The following is an 18257-nucleotide window of genomic DNA, read 5'->3' as shown; positions in this document are numbered from 1 at the left end:
CTCGAACTATCAGACTAGAGAATGTTCAGGTGAAGACCGGCTAAGCTGAAGCGCCGCGCCGGCCTAACAGCCACTCAAGAAGCTTTCAGGGGAAGAAACCATGCTCACACGTCGCCACGTCCTCGCTTCCGCCCTCGCCGCACCCGCCATCCTGCGGATGGGCATCGGGACCGCGCATGCCGCCACCACCCTGAAGATCTCGCACCAGTTCCCCGGCGGCACGATCGACAAGGGCGACTTCCGCGACCGGCTGTGCCGGATGTTCGCAGCCGAGATCGCCAAGCGTTCGGGCGGCGACCTCGCCGCCGAGATCTATCCGAACTCGTCGCTGATCAAGACCAACGCGCAGTTCTCGGCGATGCGCAAGGGCGCGCTCGACCTCAGCCTCTATCCGATGCCCTACGCCGGCGGCGAATTGCCGGAGACCAATATCGGCCTGATGCCGGGCCTGGTCACGACCTACGACCAGGGCCTGCGCTGGAAGAAGGAGCCGGTCGGCAAGGCATTGAGCGACTTCCTCGCCGACAAGGGCATTCTTTTGATCTCCTGGGTCTGGCAGGCCGGCGGCGTCGCCAGCCGCTCCAAGGCGATTGTGGCCCCCGAAGACGCCAAGAGCCTGAAGGTGCGCGGCGGCTCGCGCGAGATGGACATGGTGCTGCAGACCGCCGGCGCCGCCGTGCTGTCGGTGCCGTCCAACGAGCTCTACGCCGCGATGCAGACCGGCGCCTGCGATGCCGGCATTACCTCCTCCACCAGCCTGATCTCGTTCCGCCTCGAGGAGGTAGCGAAGTCGCTGACCTCCGGCGCCGGCGCCTCCTACTGGTTCATGCTGGAGCCGCTGATGATGTCGAAGGCGATCTTCGACAAGCTGCCGAAGAACCAGCAGGACATCATCCTCACGGTCGGCGCCGAGCTCGAGGCGTTCGGCCGCAAGGGTGCGCAGGACGACGACGTCGAGGTCACCAAGGTCTACGAGAAGGCCGGCGCCAAGGTGAGCGCGCTCGATGCCGCCATTGTCGGCAAGTGGCGCGACATCGCGCGCGATACCGCCTGGAAGGACTACGGCGCCAAGACGGCGACGGCCGCCAACCTGCTCAAGCTCGCAAGCGACGTCTCCGCATGATCCATGGTCCGGTCGCGGATCAGGACGAAAGCGCAAGCCTGGCCGCGGGCAACACGCTCGTGGCGATACTCGAGCGCGCGCTGTCCGTCTGTAACAACATCATCGTGGCGTTCGCCGCGCTCGCCTTGATCGCGGCCTGCGCGATCCTGAGCTACAGCGTACTCGGCCGCGCCGTGTTTCACATGGCAAACTACTGGCAGGACGAGGCTGCCGTGTTCCTGCTGGTCGGCGCCACCTTCATGACCTCGGCCTATGTGCAGAGCCAGCGCGGCCATGTCAGCATCGAGGCGTTCGTCGGCCTGCTCTCGCCGCGGGCCAACAGCATCCGGCTGTGGCTGGTCGACGTCGCGAGCTTCGCGTTCTGCGCCTTCTTCGCCTGGAAGTCCTGGACCCTGGCGCACGAGGCCTATGTCGACGGCCAGGTGTCCAACTCGATGTGGTCGCCGCCGCTCGCCATTCCCTATGTGCTGATGGCACTGGGCATGACGCTGCTCTGCGTCCAGATCCTCTTGCAAATCATCCTTCCGTTGACCGGTGGCGCGCGCCGATGACCGTGTTTGGTATTGGCATCTCCTACGGACTAGCCACTCTGTTTGCGATGTTCTCCGGCATGCCGATCGCGTTCGCGCTCGGCGCGGTCGCCGTCGTGTTCATGGCGATCTTCATGCCGGCGGCCTCGCTCGATACGGTGACGCAGAACGTCTACGAGGAGATGGCCTCGATCACGCTGCTGTCGATCCCGCTGTTCATCCTGAAGGGCGCGGCGATCGGCAAATCGCGCGCCGGCCAGGATCTCTATTCGGCGCTGCATGCCTGGCTGCACCGCGTGCCCGGCGGCCTCGGCGTCGCCAACGTGTTCGCCTGCGCGCTGTTCGCGGCGATGGCCGGCTCCTCGCCCGCGACCTGCTCGGCGATCGGCTCGGCCGGCATCCCAGAGATGCGCAAGCGCGGCTATTCCGGCGGCTTTGCCGCCGGAATCATTGCCGCCGGCGGCACGCTCGGCATCCTGCTGCCGCCGTCGATCACGATGATCCTGTTCGCCGTCGCCGCCGAGAAATCGCTGGGGCGGCTGTTCCTCGCCGGCATCGGCCCCGGACTGCTGCTCGTGACGCTGTTCGGCGTCTATGCCGTGTATCGCTTCCGCAAGGAATACGCGATGGCGCGCGCCGTCTATGACGCGACCGGCAAGGACGCCGCGATCCTGCAGCACGAAGAATTCACCATGGCCGAGCGCTTCAGCGCACTGCCGCGCGTGATCCCGTTCGTGCTGCTGTTGACCGGCGTCATGATCGCGCTCTATGGCGGCTACGCCACGCCGTCGGAAACCGCCGGCCTCGGCGGGCTCTTGGCGCTGGCGCTGATCGCGGTGATCTACAGCGTGTGGAAGCCGAGCGACCTGTCGCCGATCCTGAAATCGACCATCCGCGAATCCACCATGCTGATGCTGATCATCGGCATGTCGCTGCTCTATTCCTACGTGATGAGCTATCTGCACATCTCGCAGTCAGCGGCGGAGGCGATCGTCGCGATGCACCTGCCGCGCTGGGAGCTGCTGTTTGCGATCCTCGTGATGGTGATCGTGCTTGGCTTCTTCCTGCCGCCGGTCTCGATCATCCTGATGACCGCGCCGATCATCCTGCCGCCGCTTCGTGCGGCCAATTTCGACATCATCTGGTTCGGCGTCGTCATGACGATCGTGATGGAGATGGGCCTGATCCACCCGCCGGTCGGCCTCAACATCTTCGTCATCCGCAACGTCGCGCCGGACATTCCGCTAAGCGAAGTGATCTGGGGCACGCTGCCGTTCGTGCTGCTGATGATGTTCGCGGTGCTGCTGCTCTGCTTCTTCCCGGAGATCTCGACCTGGCTGCCAAATCTGGTGATGGGGCCGGACGGCGGGCGCTAGTTAGAGCGAAGCGGATGCCGGCTCGCGTGGGGCAAACGCGTCAAGACAAGCGCCTCAGGCCGCCGCCTGCTCGCTTGCCGTTTCCCTTGCCGCCAGGGCCTTCTCGATCCGGCGGACCAGCAACGCCGTCGGACGCCCCTCCCGCTGCAGCCGGCGGAGCTCGTTCCAGAGCCTGATGATGTCCCGGTCTCTCTCGGCGTCCATGCTGGCTCCTCCCGGAGCGCATCAATATGAACGAAACAAGAACATAATTCAAGGCCAAAGCGAACCGTCTTGCCGAACGGGGAGCGGCTCAGGGATAGCCGTCACCTGGCGTATCGACCTCGACCACATCGATGCGCGACACCGATTTGCCTTTGCGCAGCTCCTCGTAGGACGTCTCCGCGCTCAGGCAGAACAGCGTCCGGCGATCGGCGCCGCCGAGCGCACAGGCAAGCGCGCGGCGGCCGGCGACGCCGATACGCTCACGCTCCACACCATCGCGATCGATCCGGACAAAGGCATCTTCCGTGAACGATGCGACCCAGACCGCGCCGTCGCGATCAAGGCAGATGCCGTCGGGATCGTTGATGCGGCCGAGCCGCCCGCGCAAATGCAGGCTACCGTCCGCCACGATGTCGTAGTCGGCGAGGCAGGCGCCATCCATTTCGGCGACGACGAGCCGGCGGTGGTCGGAGGAAACCGCAATGCCGTTGGGAAAGCGCAAGCCGTCCGCGACGACGCGGGCGCTGCCATCAGGCATCACGAGGATGATCCGGCCGACAGCGCCGCGGCCCTCTGGTGGCGGCAGGTTGAAGCCGAGATCACCGACATAGGCGCGCCCCTGCCCGTCGATGATCATGTCGTCGATCGTGCCGGTCGCGACCTCGGAGAGGTCGGCATAGAGCGACAGCGCCCCATCGCTCAACCGCAGCAGCCGCTTTTTGAACATCGTCAGCACGACAATGTCGCCATCGGGCAGCACGCCGAGACCACACGGCGTGTCGTCGGCCACCGCGGCATGCTCCTGCAGCTCGCCCGACGGGCTGATGCTGAGCAGCGTCCGTGCCATGCAGTCGACGAACCAGAGCCGCCCGCGATGCCAGCGCGGGCCCTCGAAATAGCGGCCGCCGTCATGGATGGTGGTGAGGCGAGCGGTCATGACCGACCGGCCAGTAATGACTGTTCAATCAGTGACATCGGTCCCCCTCGCGACGCGCTCGGCCGCGAGGATACAACCCAGGAGGGATAGGTCAAAGCGTGTGGCGGCCGCGCCTCACTGCCCGAGAGAACCCCGGTTCCCGCGGGTTCCACACGTCACATTCCATATTTCGCCGTGTTTTCCCTGTTGAGTTGCAGCAGCGTTAACACTCGAGAATCGAGGGTAGTGGTAATTTGCGGCCGTTGTGCCGCGTACGACGCGTTCCGTTTGTGCCTGATGCTTTCAGGGGGGCCAGGGAATGAACCGTTGCCTACGTCCGCTGGCGTGCTTCGCCACCGCCGCCGCGCTTGCGCTGCTTCCGGTCCAGGCGACCGCCAAGCCGCATCACCAGCACCAGGCCAAGAGCGGCCACGCCGACAAGAAGGCGCACGGGGCCAAATCCGCACGCGAGAGCACCTCCGGCAAGCGCCGGCATGCCAGGCACGGCGTCGACAAACGCAAATCGGCCAAAGCAAAATCGAGCACCAAAACTGAGACCTCGAAGGTTTCAGAGCCCGAGAAACCCGCTGGGCCGCAATTGTCCGGCGATCTCGCCACTATCAGGGACGCGATCGTCGCTGCACGCAGGGGCAAGACCAGCGAGGCGACCGATATCCAGGCGAAGATCACCGACCCGGTCGGGCGGAAGCTCGTCGAGTGGTATCTGCTGCGCCACTCCGAGTCGAACGCGCCTTACAGCCGCTATGCGGCGTTCGTCACCACCAACCCGGACTGGCCAAGCGTCACGCTGCTGCGCCGCCGAGCCGAGGCACGGATCTGGCAGGAGCGCAGCGATCCGGCCACGGTGCACGGCTTCACCCTCGATCAGCCAATCAGTGCCAAGGGCAAGTTTGCGCTCGCCCGCACCCTGCTCGCCGAAGGCGACCGCGACGGCGCCACCAAGCTGGTGCGCGAGGCCTGGCGCACGGAGGATTTGTCCGACCGCACCGAGAGCGACGCCTATGACGCATTCAAGGACCTGTTGACGCGCGACGATCATCGCGCGCGCATGGACAAGCGGATCGGCGCCAAGGACCTCGCCGCCGCCAGGCGCGCGGCGCAGCGGCTCGGCAGCGACGAGCTGGCGATCGTGAAGGCCTGCGGCGCGGTTCGCGGACAATCCAGCAAGGCAGAGGACACACTCAACGACGTGCCGGCGGATGCCCGCAGCGACCTCGGCTACACGCTGTGCCGGATCCAGTGGCTGCTCGCGAAGAACAGGATCGACGATGCGGCGCGCGTGGCGATTGCAGCCGCCCCCGACACGATGGCGCAGCAGGACACCGACCAATGGTGGCGCGAGCGCCGCATCCTCTCCCGCAAGCTGCTCGACCAGGGCCAATACCAGACGGCCTATGACGTGATCCGCCCGGCGGCGGCGCCGGACAACCCCTATTACCGCTCCGACATGCACTTCATGCGCGGCTGGATCGCGCTGCGTTATCTCAACGACGCCAAGACCGCCGCGGCGCATTTCGCGCGGATCGACGAGGGCCAGACCAATCCGACCGTGCTGGCGCGCGCCGCCTATTGGCGCGGCCGCGCCGCCGAGGCACTCGGCAACACCGCGGCAATGCGGGCCGACTACCAGGCCGCGGCGCGTTACCCGACCGCCTATTACGGTCAGCTCGCACTGGCCAAGCTCGGCCGAGACGGCGTCGAGCTGCGCGCGCCCTCGCCTGCAGCGAGCGCCGGCAGCACCGCCGCCGACGAGCGGGTCCGCGCCGCCGACATGCTCTATGCGATCGGCGAGCCCGACATCGTGCTCTATTTCGCCGCCGACCTCGCCGAGGAAAGCACAGATGTCGGCATGCTCGAGGCGCTCGGCGAGCTCACCGGCCGCCGCAACGATGCCCGCGCCATGCTGCAGATCGGCAAGATCGCGCTCGGCCGCGGCTTTGCCTTCGACCATTACGCCTTCCCGGTCATCGGCATTCCCAAGCACACCCCGATCGCCCCCGATATCGGGCGCAGCATGACCTACTCGATCGCGCGCACCGAAAGCGCATTCGACCAGCGCGACAAGTCGCCGGCCAACGCTGTCGGCCTGATGCAGGTGACGCCGGAGGCCGGCCGCGACACCGCAAAGCGTTTCGGCGTCAGCTATGACTGGAGCAGGATGGTCTCCGATCCCGTCTACAACACCCAGATGGGTGCGGCCGAATTGAGCGCGCTGCTGTCGGAATATCGCAACTGCCACATCATGACGTTTGCCGGCTACAACGCCGGCCGCGGCCGCGTCCGCGACTGGGTCAAGGCCTATGGCGACCCGCGCGATCCCAACGTCGATCCAGTCGACTGGGTCGAGCGGATTCCGATCTCGGAGACGCGCAATTACGTGCAGCGCGTGATGGAGAATTTCGCGGTCTATCGTGTGCGCTTCGATGACGCCGGCACGGCGATGGCGAAGAACGGCGAGCACGTCGTGACGCAGGAGAGCAACGCGGCACCGGCGCAGTAAGCGCCGCCGTCACGGCAGGCCAGCGGTCGCGCGACTGTGCGCGATCGAGGGATCACCGGCCTCGCTCGGCGCCCCAGGCCAGCGCCCGGGCGGTGGTCGCTTCAACGAACGCGCTCTTGCCGTTGCGATACGCGGCGATGTCGTCCCTGGACGTGCAGGCGAGTTCGCGCTTGACGTCCGCGTAGGCGCGCGCGGCCTCGGGATGGGCGCGGAGATAATCGCGAAACAAAATCAGTTGCTGCCAACGGGGGTGGGACAGCGGCATCACGTGGACATGGTGGGTCCAGGGCCCGGGCGGTCCCTTGCGGAAGAACAGCTCGCCCGGCAGCCATGACTCGTACTGCGGCATATAGATGTAACCGAGCGTGGCCATCGGCTCGACATAGCGATGTTGCACGTCGTCAAAATTTGGCACACCAACCAGCAGGTCGATGATCGGTTTGGACGGCAACCCCGGCACCGCCGTGCTGCCGATATGCTCGACCGCGAGCGCAAGACCTCCGAGCGCAGCCTCGATCCTCGCGCGCTCCTGATCGAACAACGCCGGCCAGTTAGGATCATAGGCGGAGACAACGATCGCCCCTGCGCCGTATTTCTCCATGAGCTGTCCTTATCGTATGCGTGCCTGAATCGCCGACGGTGCTCAATCCACCTTCACATTGGCGGCCTTGATCATCGGCCACCATTTTGCGATTTCGGCCTTCTGCCAGGTGCCGAGCGCCTCCGGTGTGAGCTGATCCTTCGGCGGCATCTGCAGGCCGAGATTCTCGAGCTGCTTCTGCACGGCGGGGTCGGCCAATGCCTCGACCGCGGCGGCGTTGAGCTTGGCCACGATCTCCTTCGGCGTGCCCTTCGGCACCCAGAGGCCGGACCACAGCGTCATGTGGAAGCCCGGCAGGCCAGCCTCATCGACGGTCGGCACGTCGGGCGCATTGGCGACCCGCTTGGAATCGGTGACCGCATAGGCGCGGATATTGCCGGCGCGGACCTGGTTGATCGAGTTCGATGTCTGGTCGACGATGATGTCGATCTGGCCGGCGACGAGGTCGTTCAGCGCCGGCCCGGTGCCGCGATACGGCACGTATTGCAGCTTGATGCCGGAGACGTTCTCGAAATAGAGCCCGGCGATATGGCTGCCGCTGCCGGCGCCGGCGGTGCCCGCGGTCGGCGGCGCCGGCCGCGACTTCAGCCACTCCAGCAATTCCTTCAGCGACTTCGCCGGCACGGCGTTCTTGCTGACGATGATCATCGGATTGCTCGGCAGCAGCACCACGGGCTCGAGGTCAGCGACGAGGTCGTAGCCGAGCTTGTAGATCGCGCCGTTCGCGACATGAGTGCCGAGATGGCCGAACGAGACGGTGTAGCCGTCGGGCGCCGCGCGCACCGCGCGGCCGACGCCGATCGAGCCGCCCGCTCCGGTCACGTTCTCGATCAGCAGCACCTCGCCGAGCGACTGCTTCATGCGCTCGCCGAGGATGCGCGCCATCGCATCCGACGGACCGCCGGCGGCGAACGGCACCACGATGGTGATCGGATGCGCCGGATAGGTTTCCGCGAAACTGGCCCCCGTGAACGCCAACATCGCCAACACGGCCAGAACCAGCTTCCGCATCATGCTCTCCCTCAATCTTCTTTGTTCTATCATTTTTGAAGGGCCACCTTTCGACAAGATGGCCCTTCGGATGAGGCGTCAGAACTGCGCGAAGTCGATCGGCTTGTGCCGGTCCAGCGTGCGGGTGACCGGCGGTAGCGGGTATTTCAGGCCGCTGGCGCAATTGAACAGCATCACGCGGTCGCTCTTCGAGACACGGCCGTCGGCGAGGCTCTGCGTGTAGGCGGCATAGGTCGCGGCGCCCTCGGGGCACAGCAACAGCCCCTCCTCGCGCGCGACCTCGTTCAGCGCAGCGGTGATCTTGTCGTCATCGACGGCGATCGCAAATCCCTTGCTGTCACGCACCGCGCGCAAAATGAGGAAGTCGCCGATCGCCTGCGGCACGCGGATGCCGGAAGCGATGGTATGAGCGTCCTCCCAGCGCGCCGCATGCTCGGTGCCCGCCTCATAGGCCCGCACCATCGGCGCGCAGCCGGAGGCCTGCACCGCGACCATGCGCGGGCGCTTTGATCCGATGAAGCCGATCTTCTCGAGCTCGTCGAACGCCTTCCACATCCCGATCAGGCCGGTGCCGCCGCCGGTCGGATAGAAGATCACGTCGGGCACGTCCCAGCCGAGCTGCTCGGCGAGCTCGAGGCCCATCGTCTTCTTGCCCTCGATCCGGTACGGCTCCTTCAAGGTCGAGGTATCGAACCAGCCGACCTTGGCTTTCCCCTCGCCGACGATCTTGCCGCAATCGTCGATATAACCGTTGACGCGATAGACCGTCGCACCCTGCAGCTCGATCTCGCTGACATTGACCTCCGGCGTATCCGCCGGGCAGAAGATCGTGGTCTTGATGCCGCAGGAGGTGGCGTAGGCGGCCAGCGCCGCGCCGGCATTGCCGTTGGTCGGCATGGCCATGTGCTTGATGCCGAGCGCCTTGCCCATCGACACCGCCATCACGAGGCCGCGCGCCTTGAACGAGCCGGTCGGCAGCCGCCCCTCATCCTTGACGATGATCTCGCCGCCGCCAAGCTTGGCAGAAAGCCTCGGCAACCGGATCAGCGGCGTCGTGACTTCGCCGAGGCTGACGATGTCCTTGCATTGGCGCACCGGCAGCAGCTCGCGATAGCGCCACAAATCGGCCGGACGCCCGGCCAGCGCGTCTTTCGTCAGCGCCTTCTTCACGCCGGCCAGATCGTAGCGCACCAGCAGCGGCTTGCCGGCCTTGGACAGGTTGTGCACCTGGTCGGCCGGATAGTGATCGCCCTCCATCGCGCATTCGAGGTGGGTGACGAAGGTCGGACGTTCGATGGTGAGGTTGTCGTTGTCTTTCACTGGATCTCCTCTTTCTTGTTCTTTGTGAATTCTTCACTGCCGGACCCGTCACCCTGAGGAGGCCGCGAAGCGGCCGTCTCGAAGGGCGACAGGCCCCGCCGCTCGATCCGGGCCGTGCATCCTTCGAGGCTCGCTGCGCTCGCACCTCAGGATGACGGGAGTTCCATCTGCGACGCGTCCGCTTGTTAGATATTCAGCACGCGCCCGTAGGCGTCGAGCACCGCTTCCTTCATCATTTCCGACAGGGTCGGATGCGGGAACACAGTGTGCATCAATTCCTCTTCCGTGGTCTCCAGATTCATCGCCACGACATAGCCCTGGATCAGCTCGGTGACTTCGGCGCCGATCATGTGCGCGCCGAGCAGCTGGCCGGTCTTCTTGTCGAACACCACCTTGACGAGGCCCTGGTCCTCGCCGAGCGCGATCGCCTTGCCATTGCCGACGAACGGGAAGCGGCCGACGCGGATCTCGCGGCCGCCTTCCTTGGCCTTGGCTTCGGTCAGGCCGACCGAAGCGACCTGCGGGTTGCAGTAGGTGCAGCCCGGAATCATCAGCTTGTCCATCGGGTGCGGATGCAGGCCCTTGATCGCCTCGATGCAGATCACGCCCTCATGCTCGGCCTTGTGCGCGAGCATCGGCGGTCCCGCGACGTCGCCGATCGCGTAGATGCCGGGGATGTTGGTCTTGCCGAGACCGTCGATCACGATACAGCCGCGGTCGGTTTTGACGCCGAGCTTCTCCAGCCCGAGATTCTCGATATTGCCGACCACGCCGACCGCCGAGATCACGCGCTCGAATTCCTTGGCCTGCGGCGGGCCCTTGCCGTCGTCGATGGTCGCGACCACGCTGTCGGCCTTCTTCTCGAGTTTTGTCACCTTGGTCGAAGACATGATCTTGATGCCCATCTTCTCGAAGCGCTTGCGCGCGAGGCCCGCGATCTCGGCATCCTCGACGGGGAGGATCTGCGGCAGCACCTCGACCACGGTGACGTCGGCGCCCATGGTGTGGAAGAACGAGGCGAATTCGATGCCGATCGCGCCCGAGCCGACCACCAAAAGCGACTTCGGCATCCGCTCCGGCACCATTGCCTCGAAATAGGTCCAGATCAGCTTCTTGTCGGGCTCGAGCCCCGGCAGCACACGCGGCCGCGCGCCGGTCGCGATGATGATGTGCTTGGCCTGATAGCTGCCCTCGCCGCTCGTGCCCTTCGGCGCCTCGACCGCCGACTTCTTCACCGTGATCTTGCCGGGCGCATCGATCGTCGCATCGCCCCAGATTACCGTGACCTTGTTCTTCTTCATCAGGAAGCCGACGCCGTCGTTGAGGCGCTTCGAGACGCCGCGGGAGCGCTGCACCACCGCCTTCGGATCGAACGAGACATTGTCTGCCGACAGCCCGTAATCCTTGGCGTGCTGCATGTAGTGGTAGATCTCGGCCGAGCGCAGCAGCGCCTTGGTCGGGATGCAGCCCCAGTTCAGGCAGATGCCGCCGAGATAGGATTTCTCCACGATCGCGGTCTTGAAGCCGAGTTGCGCGGCGCGGATCGCGGTCACGTAGCCGCCGGGGCCGGAGCCGATGATGATGACGTCGAAAGATGTGTCGGCCATGGCGGCTCCCGTTCAACTCAACCTGTGGCGCCGCGGGCGCGGCTTCTTGCGATCAATGTCCTGACCAGCCATTCGAGCCCGACCACCACGGCCATGATGACCAGGGCCGTCAGCACGATGGGCTGGGCGATGTTCCGCGCCAGCTGTTCGCCGGCGAAGAACGCAGAGTGCAGCAAATCCAGCCCGACCGGATTGAGCACCAGCGCGGCGGACAACAGCAGCGAGATCCAGGGCCAGCGCGTGCGAACCGTGCCGGCCATTCATCTGTACTCCTGCCATACCGCGCCGAGCACAACGGACCACACCAGCGCCAGCACGCCGATGCCGATCATCATGATCCGAAACTGGATCGTCGATATCAGGTCGCGGTTGACCGCGACGAGCAACGCGACGGCGATGGCGGCGAGCAGGACGTACGGACCTGACATCACGTACATGGCTGATGCCCGTTACACCATCATCATCACGGGATTCTCGATCAGCTGCTTGAAGGCGCCGATCAGCTCGGCGCCGAGCGCGCCGTCGATGGCGCGGTGATCGCACGACAGGGTCACGCTCATCATGTGCGCGATCTCGATCTTGCCACCGCGCACCACCGGACGCTCCTCTGAGGTGCCGACCGCGAGGATCGAGGCGTGCGGCGGGTTGATCACCGCGGTGAAGTGGTTGATGCCGTACATGCCGAGGTTGGACACCGCGGTGGTGCCACCCTGATATTCTTCCGGCTTCAGCTTGCGGGCGCGGGCGCGCGCGGCAAAATCCTTCATCTCGTTGGAGATGGTCGAGAGCGTCTTGGTCTCGGCCTTGCGGATGATCGGCGTGATCAGGCCGCCCGGCATCGCCACCGCAACGCCGACGTCGGAATACTTGTGCTTGACCATGCCTCCTTCGGTCCAGCTGACGTTGCAGTTCGGAATCTTCTGCAGCGCGACCGCCATCGCCTTGATGACGAAGTCGTTGACCGAGATCTTGTAGAGCGGCTTCTTCTCCTTGTCCTTCGGTGCTGACGCGTTGATCTCCTCGCGCGCGGCGAGCAGCTTGCCGATGTCGCAGTCGATGGTGAGGTAGAAGTGCGGGACGTTCTGCACCGAGGCGGTCAGACGCTGCGCAATGGTGCGGCGCATGCCGTCATGCGGCACGATTTCGTAGGAGCCCGGCTCGAACAGCGCGAGGATCTGCTTGTCGGACATCGACGGTGCGATGCTCGGCCCTGCGGCGGCGGGCGCGGCCGCCGGCGCCTTCAGGCCCTTGCCGGACTTGGCCTCGTCGACGTCGCGCGCGATGACGCGGCCGTGCGGGCCGGTGCCGGTGATGCGCCCGAGATCGATGCCGGCTTCTTTTGCCAACCGGCGCGCCAGGGGCGACGAGAAGATGCGGGCGTGACCGTTGGCCTGCGCGGCCGGTGCGGCGGGCTGAGGCGCCGCTGCCGGCTGCGGTGCGGACGCAGCCGCCGGTGCGGGAGCCGCGGCAGGCGCGGCAGTTGCCGCAGGCGCGGGCTGGGCGGCGGGCTTCGGCGCCTCGGCAGGCTTGGCCGCCGGGGCCGCGCCACCGCCGGCGCTGGCGGCCGCCTTCACGTCCTCGCCGTCGCCGGCCATCACCGCGATGACGTCGTTGACCGGCACGTCCTGCGTGCCCTCGGGCACCAGGATCCTGGCGATCGTGCCTTCATCGACCGCCTCGACTTCCATCGTCGCCTTGTCGGTCTCGATCTCCGCGATCACGTCGCCGGACTTGACCTTGTCGCCCTCTTTCTTGAGCCACTTGGCGAGATTGCCCTTTTCCATCGTCGGCGACAGCGCGGGCATGAGAATATTGATCGGCATTGTCAGTGACCTTGTTGCGACCGCGGTTTGGTTTGGCCCATGTCGGTCGGCCGGGCGATTTCGGCTTCGAACATCTCGACGATGCGCGCGAGCGCCTCGTCCTCGGTGTATTCGCTCTCGCGCGCATAGGCGCGTGCGGCGTGGCGGGCGATGTCGACGAGCATCAGCCCCCACATGTCCGGCTCCTCGAAGGCGCGCTGGAACGCGATCGACAGGCCGCCGTCGACGACAAAGGCGCGCAGCACCTCGATGGCGTCCTCGCGGCCCATCACGTCAGGCGGCAGCGGCTGCTCCTTGGGACCGGCCATCGGCGTTACCGGTAGGACACGGCCTTGGCGGCCGCGACCACCTCGGCGACGGACGGCAGAGCGAGCTTTTCCAGGTTGTGGGCATAGGGCATCGGCACGTCCTTGCCGGAGACCCGCGCCACCGGCGCGTCGAGATAGTCGAACGCGTGCTCCATGATGCGCGCCGCGACCTCGGAGCCGACGCCGCTCTGCTGCCAGCCCTCCTCCACCGTGACCGCGCGACCGGTCTTCTTCACCGAATTGATGATCGTGTCGGTGTCCATCGGACGGATAGTGCGGAGATCGACGACCTCGGCCTCGATGCCTTCCTTGGCGAGTTCATCGGCGGCCTTCAGCGCATAGGACATGCCCATCGCCCAGGAGACGATGGTGACGTCCTTGCCGGCGCGCGCAATCCGCGCCTTGCCGATCGGCAGCACGAAATCGTCGAGCTTCGGCACCTCGCCGGTGTGGCCGTACAGCATCTCGTTCTCGAGGAAGATCACCGGATTGGGATCGCGGATCGCGGCCTTGAGCAGGCCCTTGTAGTCGGCTGCCGAATACGGCGCGATCACCTTCAGACCCGGGATCTGCGAGTACCAGGCGGCGTAGTCCTGGCTGTGCTGGGCGGCGACGCGCGCGGCGGCGCCGTTCGGACCGCGGAACACGATCGAGCAGCCCATCTGGCCGCCGGACATATAGAGCGTCTTGGCGGCGGAGTTGATGATCTGGTCGATCGCCTGCATCGCGAAATTCCAGGTCATGAATTCGACGATCGGCTTCAGGCCCGCCATCGCCGCGCCGACGCCGATGCCGGCAAAGCCGTGCTCGGTGATCGGGGTGTCGATCACGCGCCGGGCGCCGAACTCCTGCAGCAGGCCCTGCGTCACCTTGTAGGCGCCCTGATACTCCGCGACCTCCTCGCCCATGATGAAGACGTCGCCGTCGCGCCGCATCTCCTCGGCCATCGCATCGCGCAGCGCCTCGCGGATGGTCTGCGTGACCATCTCGGTGCCTGCGGGAATTTCCGGATCGGGCAGCGCCTCGCTGACCGGCGCGGCCGGCGCCTTCGCCGCGGGCTGCGGCGCTTCCGCCCTGGCTTCGGCAGCAGGCGTCGCCTCCGCGGCCTTCGGCTGCGGCGCGGGAGCTGCGGGCACCTTGGCGAGGTCGGCGGCGCTTTCGCCGTCGGCCAGGATGGTGGCGATCGGCGTGTTCACCGCGACGTCGGCGGTGCCTTCCGGAATCAGGATTTTGCCGAGCGTGCCCTCGTCGGTTGCCTCGACCTCCATCGTCGCCTTGTCGGTCTCGATCTCGGCGATGACGTCACCGGACTTGATGGTCTCGCCTTCCTTTTTCAGCCATTTGGCGAGGTTGCCCTTCTCCATGGTGGGCGACAGCGCAGGCATCAGCACTTGAATGGGCATATCGGCTCCCGAAATCGGTCTTGAAATTTAGTCTGCGCGGATGAGGTCAGCGGTAGATGTCGGTGTAGAGCTCGGACGGATCGGGCTCCGGATCGTGCTGCGCGAAGTCGGCGGCTTCGTTGACGATCTCGCGCACCTCGGCGTCGATCGCCTTCAAGTCCTGCTCGCTGACGCCGGCGGCCAGCAAGCGAGTGCGCACCTGCTCGATCGGGTCCTGATCGTGACGGACCTTCTCGACCTCCTCACGGGTGCGGTACTTCGCCGGATCGGACATCGAGTGGCCGCGGTAGCGGTAGGTCTGCATCTCCAAAATCATCGGACCATTGCCGCCGCGACACCAGGCCGTGGCCTCATCGGCGGCGGCCTTCACCGCGCGCACGTCCATGCCGTCGACCTGCTTGCCGGGAATGTTGAAGGAAGCGCCGCGCTTGGAGAAGTCCTGCTGCGCCGATGCGCGCGACACCGCGGTGCCCATCGCATAGCGATTGTTCTCGATGACATAGATCACCGGCAGCTTCCACAGCTCCGCCATGTTGAAGCTTTCATAGACCTGGCCCTGGTTGGCCGCGCCGTCGCCGAAATAGGTCACGCTGACGGCATCGTTGCCGCGATAGCGGTTCGCGAACGCCAAGCCGGTGCCGAGCGACACCTGCGCGCCGACGATGCCGTGACCGCCGTAGAAATTCTTCTCCTTGCTGAACATGTGCATGGAGCCGCCCTTGCCGCGGGAATAGCCGCCGCGGCGTCCGGTCAATTCAGCCATCACGCCCCTGGCTTCCATGTCGCAAGCCAGCATGTGGCCATGGTCCCGGTAGCCGGTGATGACCTCGTCGCCCGGCTTCAGCGCCATCTGCATGCCGACCACAACGGCTTCCTGACCGATATAGAGATGGCAGAAGCCGCCGATCGCACCCATGCCGTAAAGCTGACCGGCCTTCTCCTCGAAGCGCCGGATCAGGAGCATGTCCCGCAGCGCCTTGAGCTCCTGCTCCCTGGTGAATTCGGGCGGCGAGCCAGCCTTCTCCTGCCCTGATTCTTTTGCGACGCTTTTCTTGGGTGCGGCCATGGCAATTCCGGGTGAGAGAAGTCGAAGAACCCTCTCTAACCCAACTCAAATCGCCTTGGAAGGATTGCGTTCGCCGGATGGAATTTTGCTATGCCGCACTGCAACGCAGCGCGACATTTTTGTGATAGCGCGCGGGTGTTTTTGAAATTTGAGAACGCGTCAGTTCGACTTGTTGATCCGAACCAGATCACGCGGATTTGCGTAGTCGAGCTGGAAGCGCGCACGCTCGTCCAGCATATCGGGATCGACCCGGTCCGAGCGCAACAGCGACACCCGCTGCTCGCCCTCGGCCCGCTCCTTCTTCAGTCGCGCCAGCTCCGAGGTCAGCGCGATGATTTCCTGGTCGAGCTCCTGCCGCGCGTTCAGGCCGTATTTGCCGGTGTAGGCGTTGACGCCGAAATAGCCGACCATCAGCGCTGCCAGCGTGTAGAGGGCAAGGCCGGACAGAATCGATTTGAGGCGCGTGCGGGAAACCATGGCCGCGACGATGCGGCCATGGCGGTTAATGGAATGCTAAATTTGATTAGCCGTTCTGCTTCTCGACGAAGGCTGCGAAGGCGACGAGGTACTGCTGCAACACCGTCTTGAGCGCGTCCTTGGTCAGCTCGCCCTGGTCGTCGAAGGCATCGCCGACGCCGTTGAGGTAGGTTTCCGGCTGGCCGAGGATCGGGCCGGAAATGCCCGGCAGGATGTTCTGCAGGTGCTTCGCCGCGCTGACGCCGCCGAGCGTGCCCGGCGAGTTGGAGATGATGCCGGTCGGCTTGCCCTGGAATGAGCTCTTGCCATAGGGCCGCGATGCGACGTCGATGGCGTTCTTCAGCACGCCCGGGACCGAGCGGTTGTATTCAGGGGTCACGAACAGCACGCCGTTCGACTTCTGCAGCTTTTCGCGGAAGGCCAGCCAGTCCGCCGGCGGCGCCGCCTCGAGGTCCTGGTTGAAGAAGGAAATGCCCTCGAGGGTCGTCACGTCGAGCTTCAGCGAGGCCGGCGCGAGCTTGGCCAGCGCATTGGCGATCTTGAGCGAGAAGCTCTGCTTGCGGATGCTGCCGACGATGGTGACGATGTTATAGGCCATAGCTAATCCCCTGGGGTGCACGTGAAACCGGATTGGTGGTCCTCACCTACCGGTGCGGCGAGAAAGATGCAAGTGCATGAAACGCCCAATTCTGGAAACGCAGCGTTTGCAAAACTGACCTGAACACCGGGACCTCGCCCATCCAGGCGGCCCTGAAACGCCGGTCTGGAGCATGTGTAGCAAATTGTCGACATCTTCGTCCGAGCATACTGCCGCGGGTTCCTGCATCACCTGCCTACCGCCGAGAGGCTGAACAATGCCAGAGCGCAAGACACGGGTCGCAATCCTGTTCGGTGGCCGTTCCGCCGAGCACGACGTCTCGCGGGCGTCGGCAGCGAACGTGCTTCGCTCGCTCGACCCGGATCGCTATGACGCCACGGCGATCGGCATCACCCGCGATGGCCGCTGGATTGTCGCCGATGCGGGAAACGGCGCCGGCGCAGGTGGCGGCGCGTTGACTATTCCGGACCATGGACCGCAACTCGCGCTGTTGCCGGGCGGACAGGGCCGCGTCGTGGTGCTTCAGGGACAGGCGGCGGGGCCTGCGGAATTGCCGGCCTTCGATGTCGTCTTCCCGGTCCTGCATGGCCCGAACGGCGAGGATGGCACGGTGCAGGGCGCGCTGGAATTATCCGACGTCGCCTATGTCGGCTCGCGCGTGATGGGCTCGGCGGCCGGAATGGACAAGGACGTCGCCAAGCGCCTGATGCGCGAGGCGGGATTGCCGATCGTCCCCTTTGTCGCGATGTCGGCCGCGGCTCCCATCAGCTACGAAGATGCGGTCCGCGCGCTGGGGTCGCGGGAGGTCTTCGTCAAGCCCGCCAACATGGGATCATCGGTCGGCGTGTCGAAGGCGCGCACCGCGGAGGAGTTCGAGGCGGGCTGCAGCTTGGCATTGCGCTTCGACACGAAGATCCTGATCGAGCGCTGTGTCGCGCCGATCCGGGAGGTCGAATGCTCCGTGCTCGAGGATGCCGAGGGCCGCATCCGTGCCTCCCAGCTCGGCGAGATCGTTCCGTCCGACAAGCACGGCTTCTACTCCTACGACGCGAAGTATCTCGATGCCGATGGCGCGCTGCTTCAGGTGCCGGCCAAAGTGCCGGCTGCCGTCGCCGAAACCATCAGGGAGCTCGCGATCAAGACGTTCGGCGTGCTCGGCTGCGAAGGCATGGCGCGGATCGACTTCTTCCTCCACGGCGAGCAGGCATTCGTGAACGAGGCAAACACCCTGCCCGGCTTCACCAACATCAGCATGTATCCGCGGCTGTGGGAGGCCAGCGGCCTGCCGCAATCCGAGCTGATGGATGTTCTGATCGGCCACGCCCTGGAGCGCCACAAGCGCTCCAGGAAGCTGGCATTCGAGCGCGAATAGA

Annotated in this window: 19 protein-coding genes; 5 read left to right on the top strand and 14 right to left on the bottom strand. The window is 65.4% G+C overall.

Annotation, left to right across the window (positions count from 1 at the left end):
• Positions 1-100: 100 nt before the first annotated feature.
• From dctP to K359_RS0119635, 3 genes are read left to right on the top strand one after another with little or no spacing between them, the layout of a single operon-like run.
• The gene (dctP, locus tag K359_RS0119645) at positions 101-1123 is read left to right on the top strand and encodes a TRAP transporter substrate-binding protein DctP (RefSeq protein ID WP_029080884.1); all 1023 of its coding nucleotides are present in this window, start codon (positions 101-103) and stop codon (positions 1121-1123) included.
• Positions 1120-1674, top strand: a complete 555-nt coding sequence (locus K359_RS0119640; RefSeq protein ID WP_029080883.1) for a TRAP transporter small permease — start codon at positions 1120-1122, stop codon at positions 1672-1674. Before dctP ends, K359_RS0119640 begins: the two co-directional genes overlap by 4 nt.
• Positions 1671-3029, top strand: coding sequence for a TRAP transporter large permease (locus K359_RS0119635; protein ID WP_029080882.1), 1359 nt, complete (start codon positions 1671-1673; stop codon positions 3027-3029). The genes K359_RS0119640 and K359_RS0119635 overlap by 4 nt, the downstream gene beginning before the upstream one ends.
• Positions 3030-3083: 54 nt before the next feature.
• Here the strand turns inward: K359_RS0119635 and K359_RS61335 are convergent, their stop codons facing one another.
• The gene (locus K359_RS61335) at positions 3084-3233 is read right to left on the bottom strand and encodes a hypothetical protein (protein ID WP_156928572.1); all 150 of its coding nucleotides are present in this window, start codon (positions 3231-3233) and stop codon (positions 3084-3086) included.
• Between the two features lie 88 nt (positions 3234-3321).
• A complete protein-coding gene (locus K359_RS0119625; protein WP_029080881.1) occupies positions 3322-4170 on the bottom strand; it encodes an SMP-30/gluconolactonase/LRE family protein in 849 nt (282 codons plus the stop codon).
• A 298-nt stretch (positions 4171-4468) separates the two neighbouring features.
• On the opposite strand from K359_RS0119625, the gene K359_RS0119620 reads away from it, so the two are divergent.
• Positions 4469-6670 carry a lytic transglycosylase domain-containing protein gene (locus K359_RS0119620; protein ID WP_029080880.1) on the top strand — a complete coding sequence of 734 codons (2202 nt, stop codon included), beginning with the start codon at positions 4469-4471 and terminating at the stop codon, positions 6668-6670.
• Between the two features lie 52 nt (positions 6671-6722).
• Here K359_RS0119620 and K359_RS0119615 read toward each other — a convergent pair whose 3' ends face one another.
• The 12 genes from K359_RS0119615 to K359_RS0119560 form a co-directional block, all read right to left on the bottom strand.
• Positions 6723-7271: a GrpB family protein gene (locus tag K359_RS0119615; protein WP_029080879.1), complete on the bottom strand. Its 549-nt coding sequence runs from the start codon at positions 7269-7271 to the stop codon at positions 6723-6725.
• A 42-nt stretch (positions 7272-7313) separates the two neighbouring features.
• Entirely contained in the window at positions 7314-8282 is a 969-nt protein-coding gene (locus K359_RS0119610) for a tripartite tricarboxylate transporter substrate binding protein BugD (protein WP_029080878.1), read from the bottom strand.
• A gap of 78 nt (positions 8283-8360) precedes the next feature.
• Positions 8361-9602: a threonine synthase gene (locus K359_RS0119605; protein WP_029080877.1), complete on the bottom strand. Its 1242-nt coding sequence runs from the start codon at positions 9600-9602 to the stop codon at positions 8361-8363.
• 185 nt (positions 9603-9787) lie between these two features.
• Entirely contained in the window at positions 9788-11209 is a 1422-nt protein-coding gene (lpdA, locus tag K359_RS0119600; protein WP_029080876.1) for a dihydrolipoyl dehydrogenase, read from the bottom strand.
• Between the two features lie 17 nt (positions 11210-11226).
• On the bottom strand, positions 11227-11469 hold the full coding sequence (locus tag K359_RS0119595; RefSeq protein WP_029080875.1) for a hypothetical protein: 243 nt from the start codon (positions 11467-11469) through the stop codon (positions 11227-11229).
• Positions 11470-11646 (bottom strand): hypothetical protein, encoded by a 177-nt coding sequence (locus K359_RS63320; RefSeq protein ID WP_165123727.1) that lies wholly within the window; start codon positions 11644-11646, stop codon positions 11470-11472.
• 12 nt (positions 11647-11658) lie between these two features.
• Entirely contained in the window at positions 11659-13032 is a 1374-nt protein-coding gene (locus K359_RS0119585; RefSeq protein WP_029080874.1) for a pyruvate dehydrogenase complex dihydrolipoamide acetyltransferase, read from the bottom strand.
• A 2-nt stretch (positions 13033-13034) separates the two neighbouring features.
• Complete coding sequence (locus K359_RS0119580; RefSeq protein WP_029080873.1) at positions 13035-13340, bottom strand: DUF5076 domain-containing protein; 306 nt, start codon at positions 13338-13340, stop codon at positions 13035-13037.
• A gap of 5 nt (positions 13341-13345) precedes the next feature.
• Positions 13346-14743 (bottom strand): pyruvate dehydrogenase complex E1 component subunit beta, encoded by a 1398-nt coding sequence (locus K359_RS0119575; RefSeq protein WP_029080872.1) that lies wholly within the window; start codon positions 14741-14743, stop codon positions 13346-13348.
• 46 nt (positions 14744-14789) lie between these two features.
• Positions 14790-15809, bottom strand: a complete 1020-nt coding sequence (gene pdhA / locus K359_RS0119570) for a pyruvate dehydrogenase (acetyl-transferring) E1 component subunit alpha (RefSeq protein ID WP_029080871.1) — start codon at positions 15807-15809, stop codon at positions 14790-14792.
• Between the two features lie 159 nt (positions 15810-15968).
• Positions 15969-16286, bottom strand: a complete 318-nt coding sequence (locus K359_RS0119565) for a septum formation initiator family protein (protein WP_029080870.1) — start codon at positions 16284-16286, stop codon at positions 15969-15971.
• Between the two features lie 46 nt (positions 16287-16332).
• Positions 16333-16884: an NADPH-dependent FMN reductase gene (locus K359_RS0119560; protein WP_029080869.1), complete on the bottom strand. Its 552-nt coding sequence runs from the start codon at positions 16882-16884 to the stop codon at positions 16333-16335.
• 256 nt (positions 16885-17140) lie between these two features.
• Between K359_RS0119560 and K359_RS0119555 the strand changes: the two genes are divergently transcribed.
• The gene (locus K359_RS0119555) at positions 17141-18256 is read left to right on the top strand and encodes a D-alanine--D-alanine ligase family protein (protein WP_029080868.1); all 1116 of its coding nucleotides are present in this window, start codon (positions 17141-17143) and stop codon (positions 18254-18256) included.
• Position 18257 lies beyond the last annotated feature (1 nt).

The sequence above is a fragment of the Bradyrhizobium sp. th-b2 genome, assembly GCF_000426785.1.
GTDB lineage: Bacteria > Pseudomonadota > Alphaproteobacteria > Rhizobiales > Xanthobacteraceae > Bradyrhizobium > Bradyrhizobium septentrionale.
The sequence above is the reverse complement of the archived record's forward strand: the minus strand, read 5'-3'. Positions and strand labels throughout refer to the sequence as shown.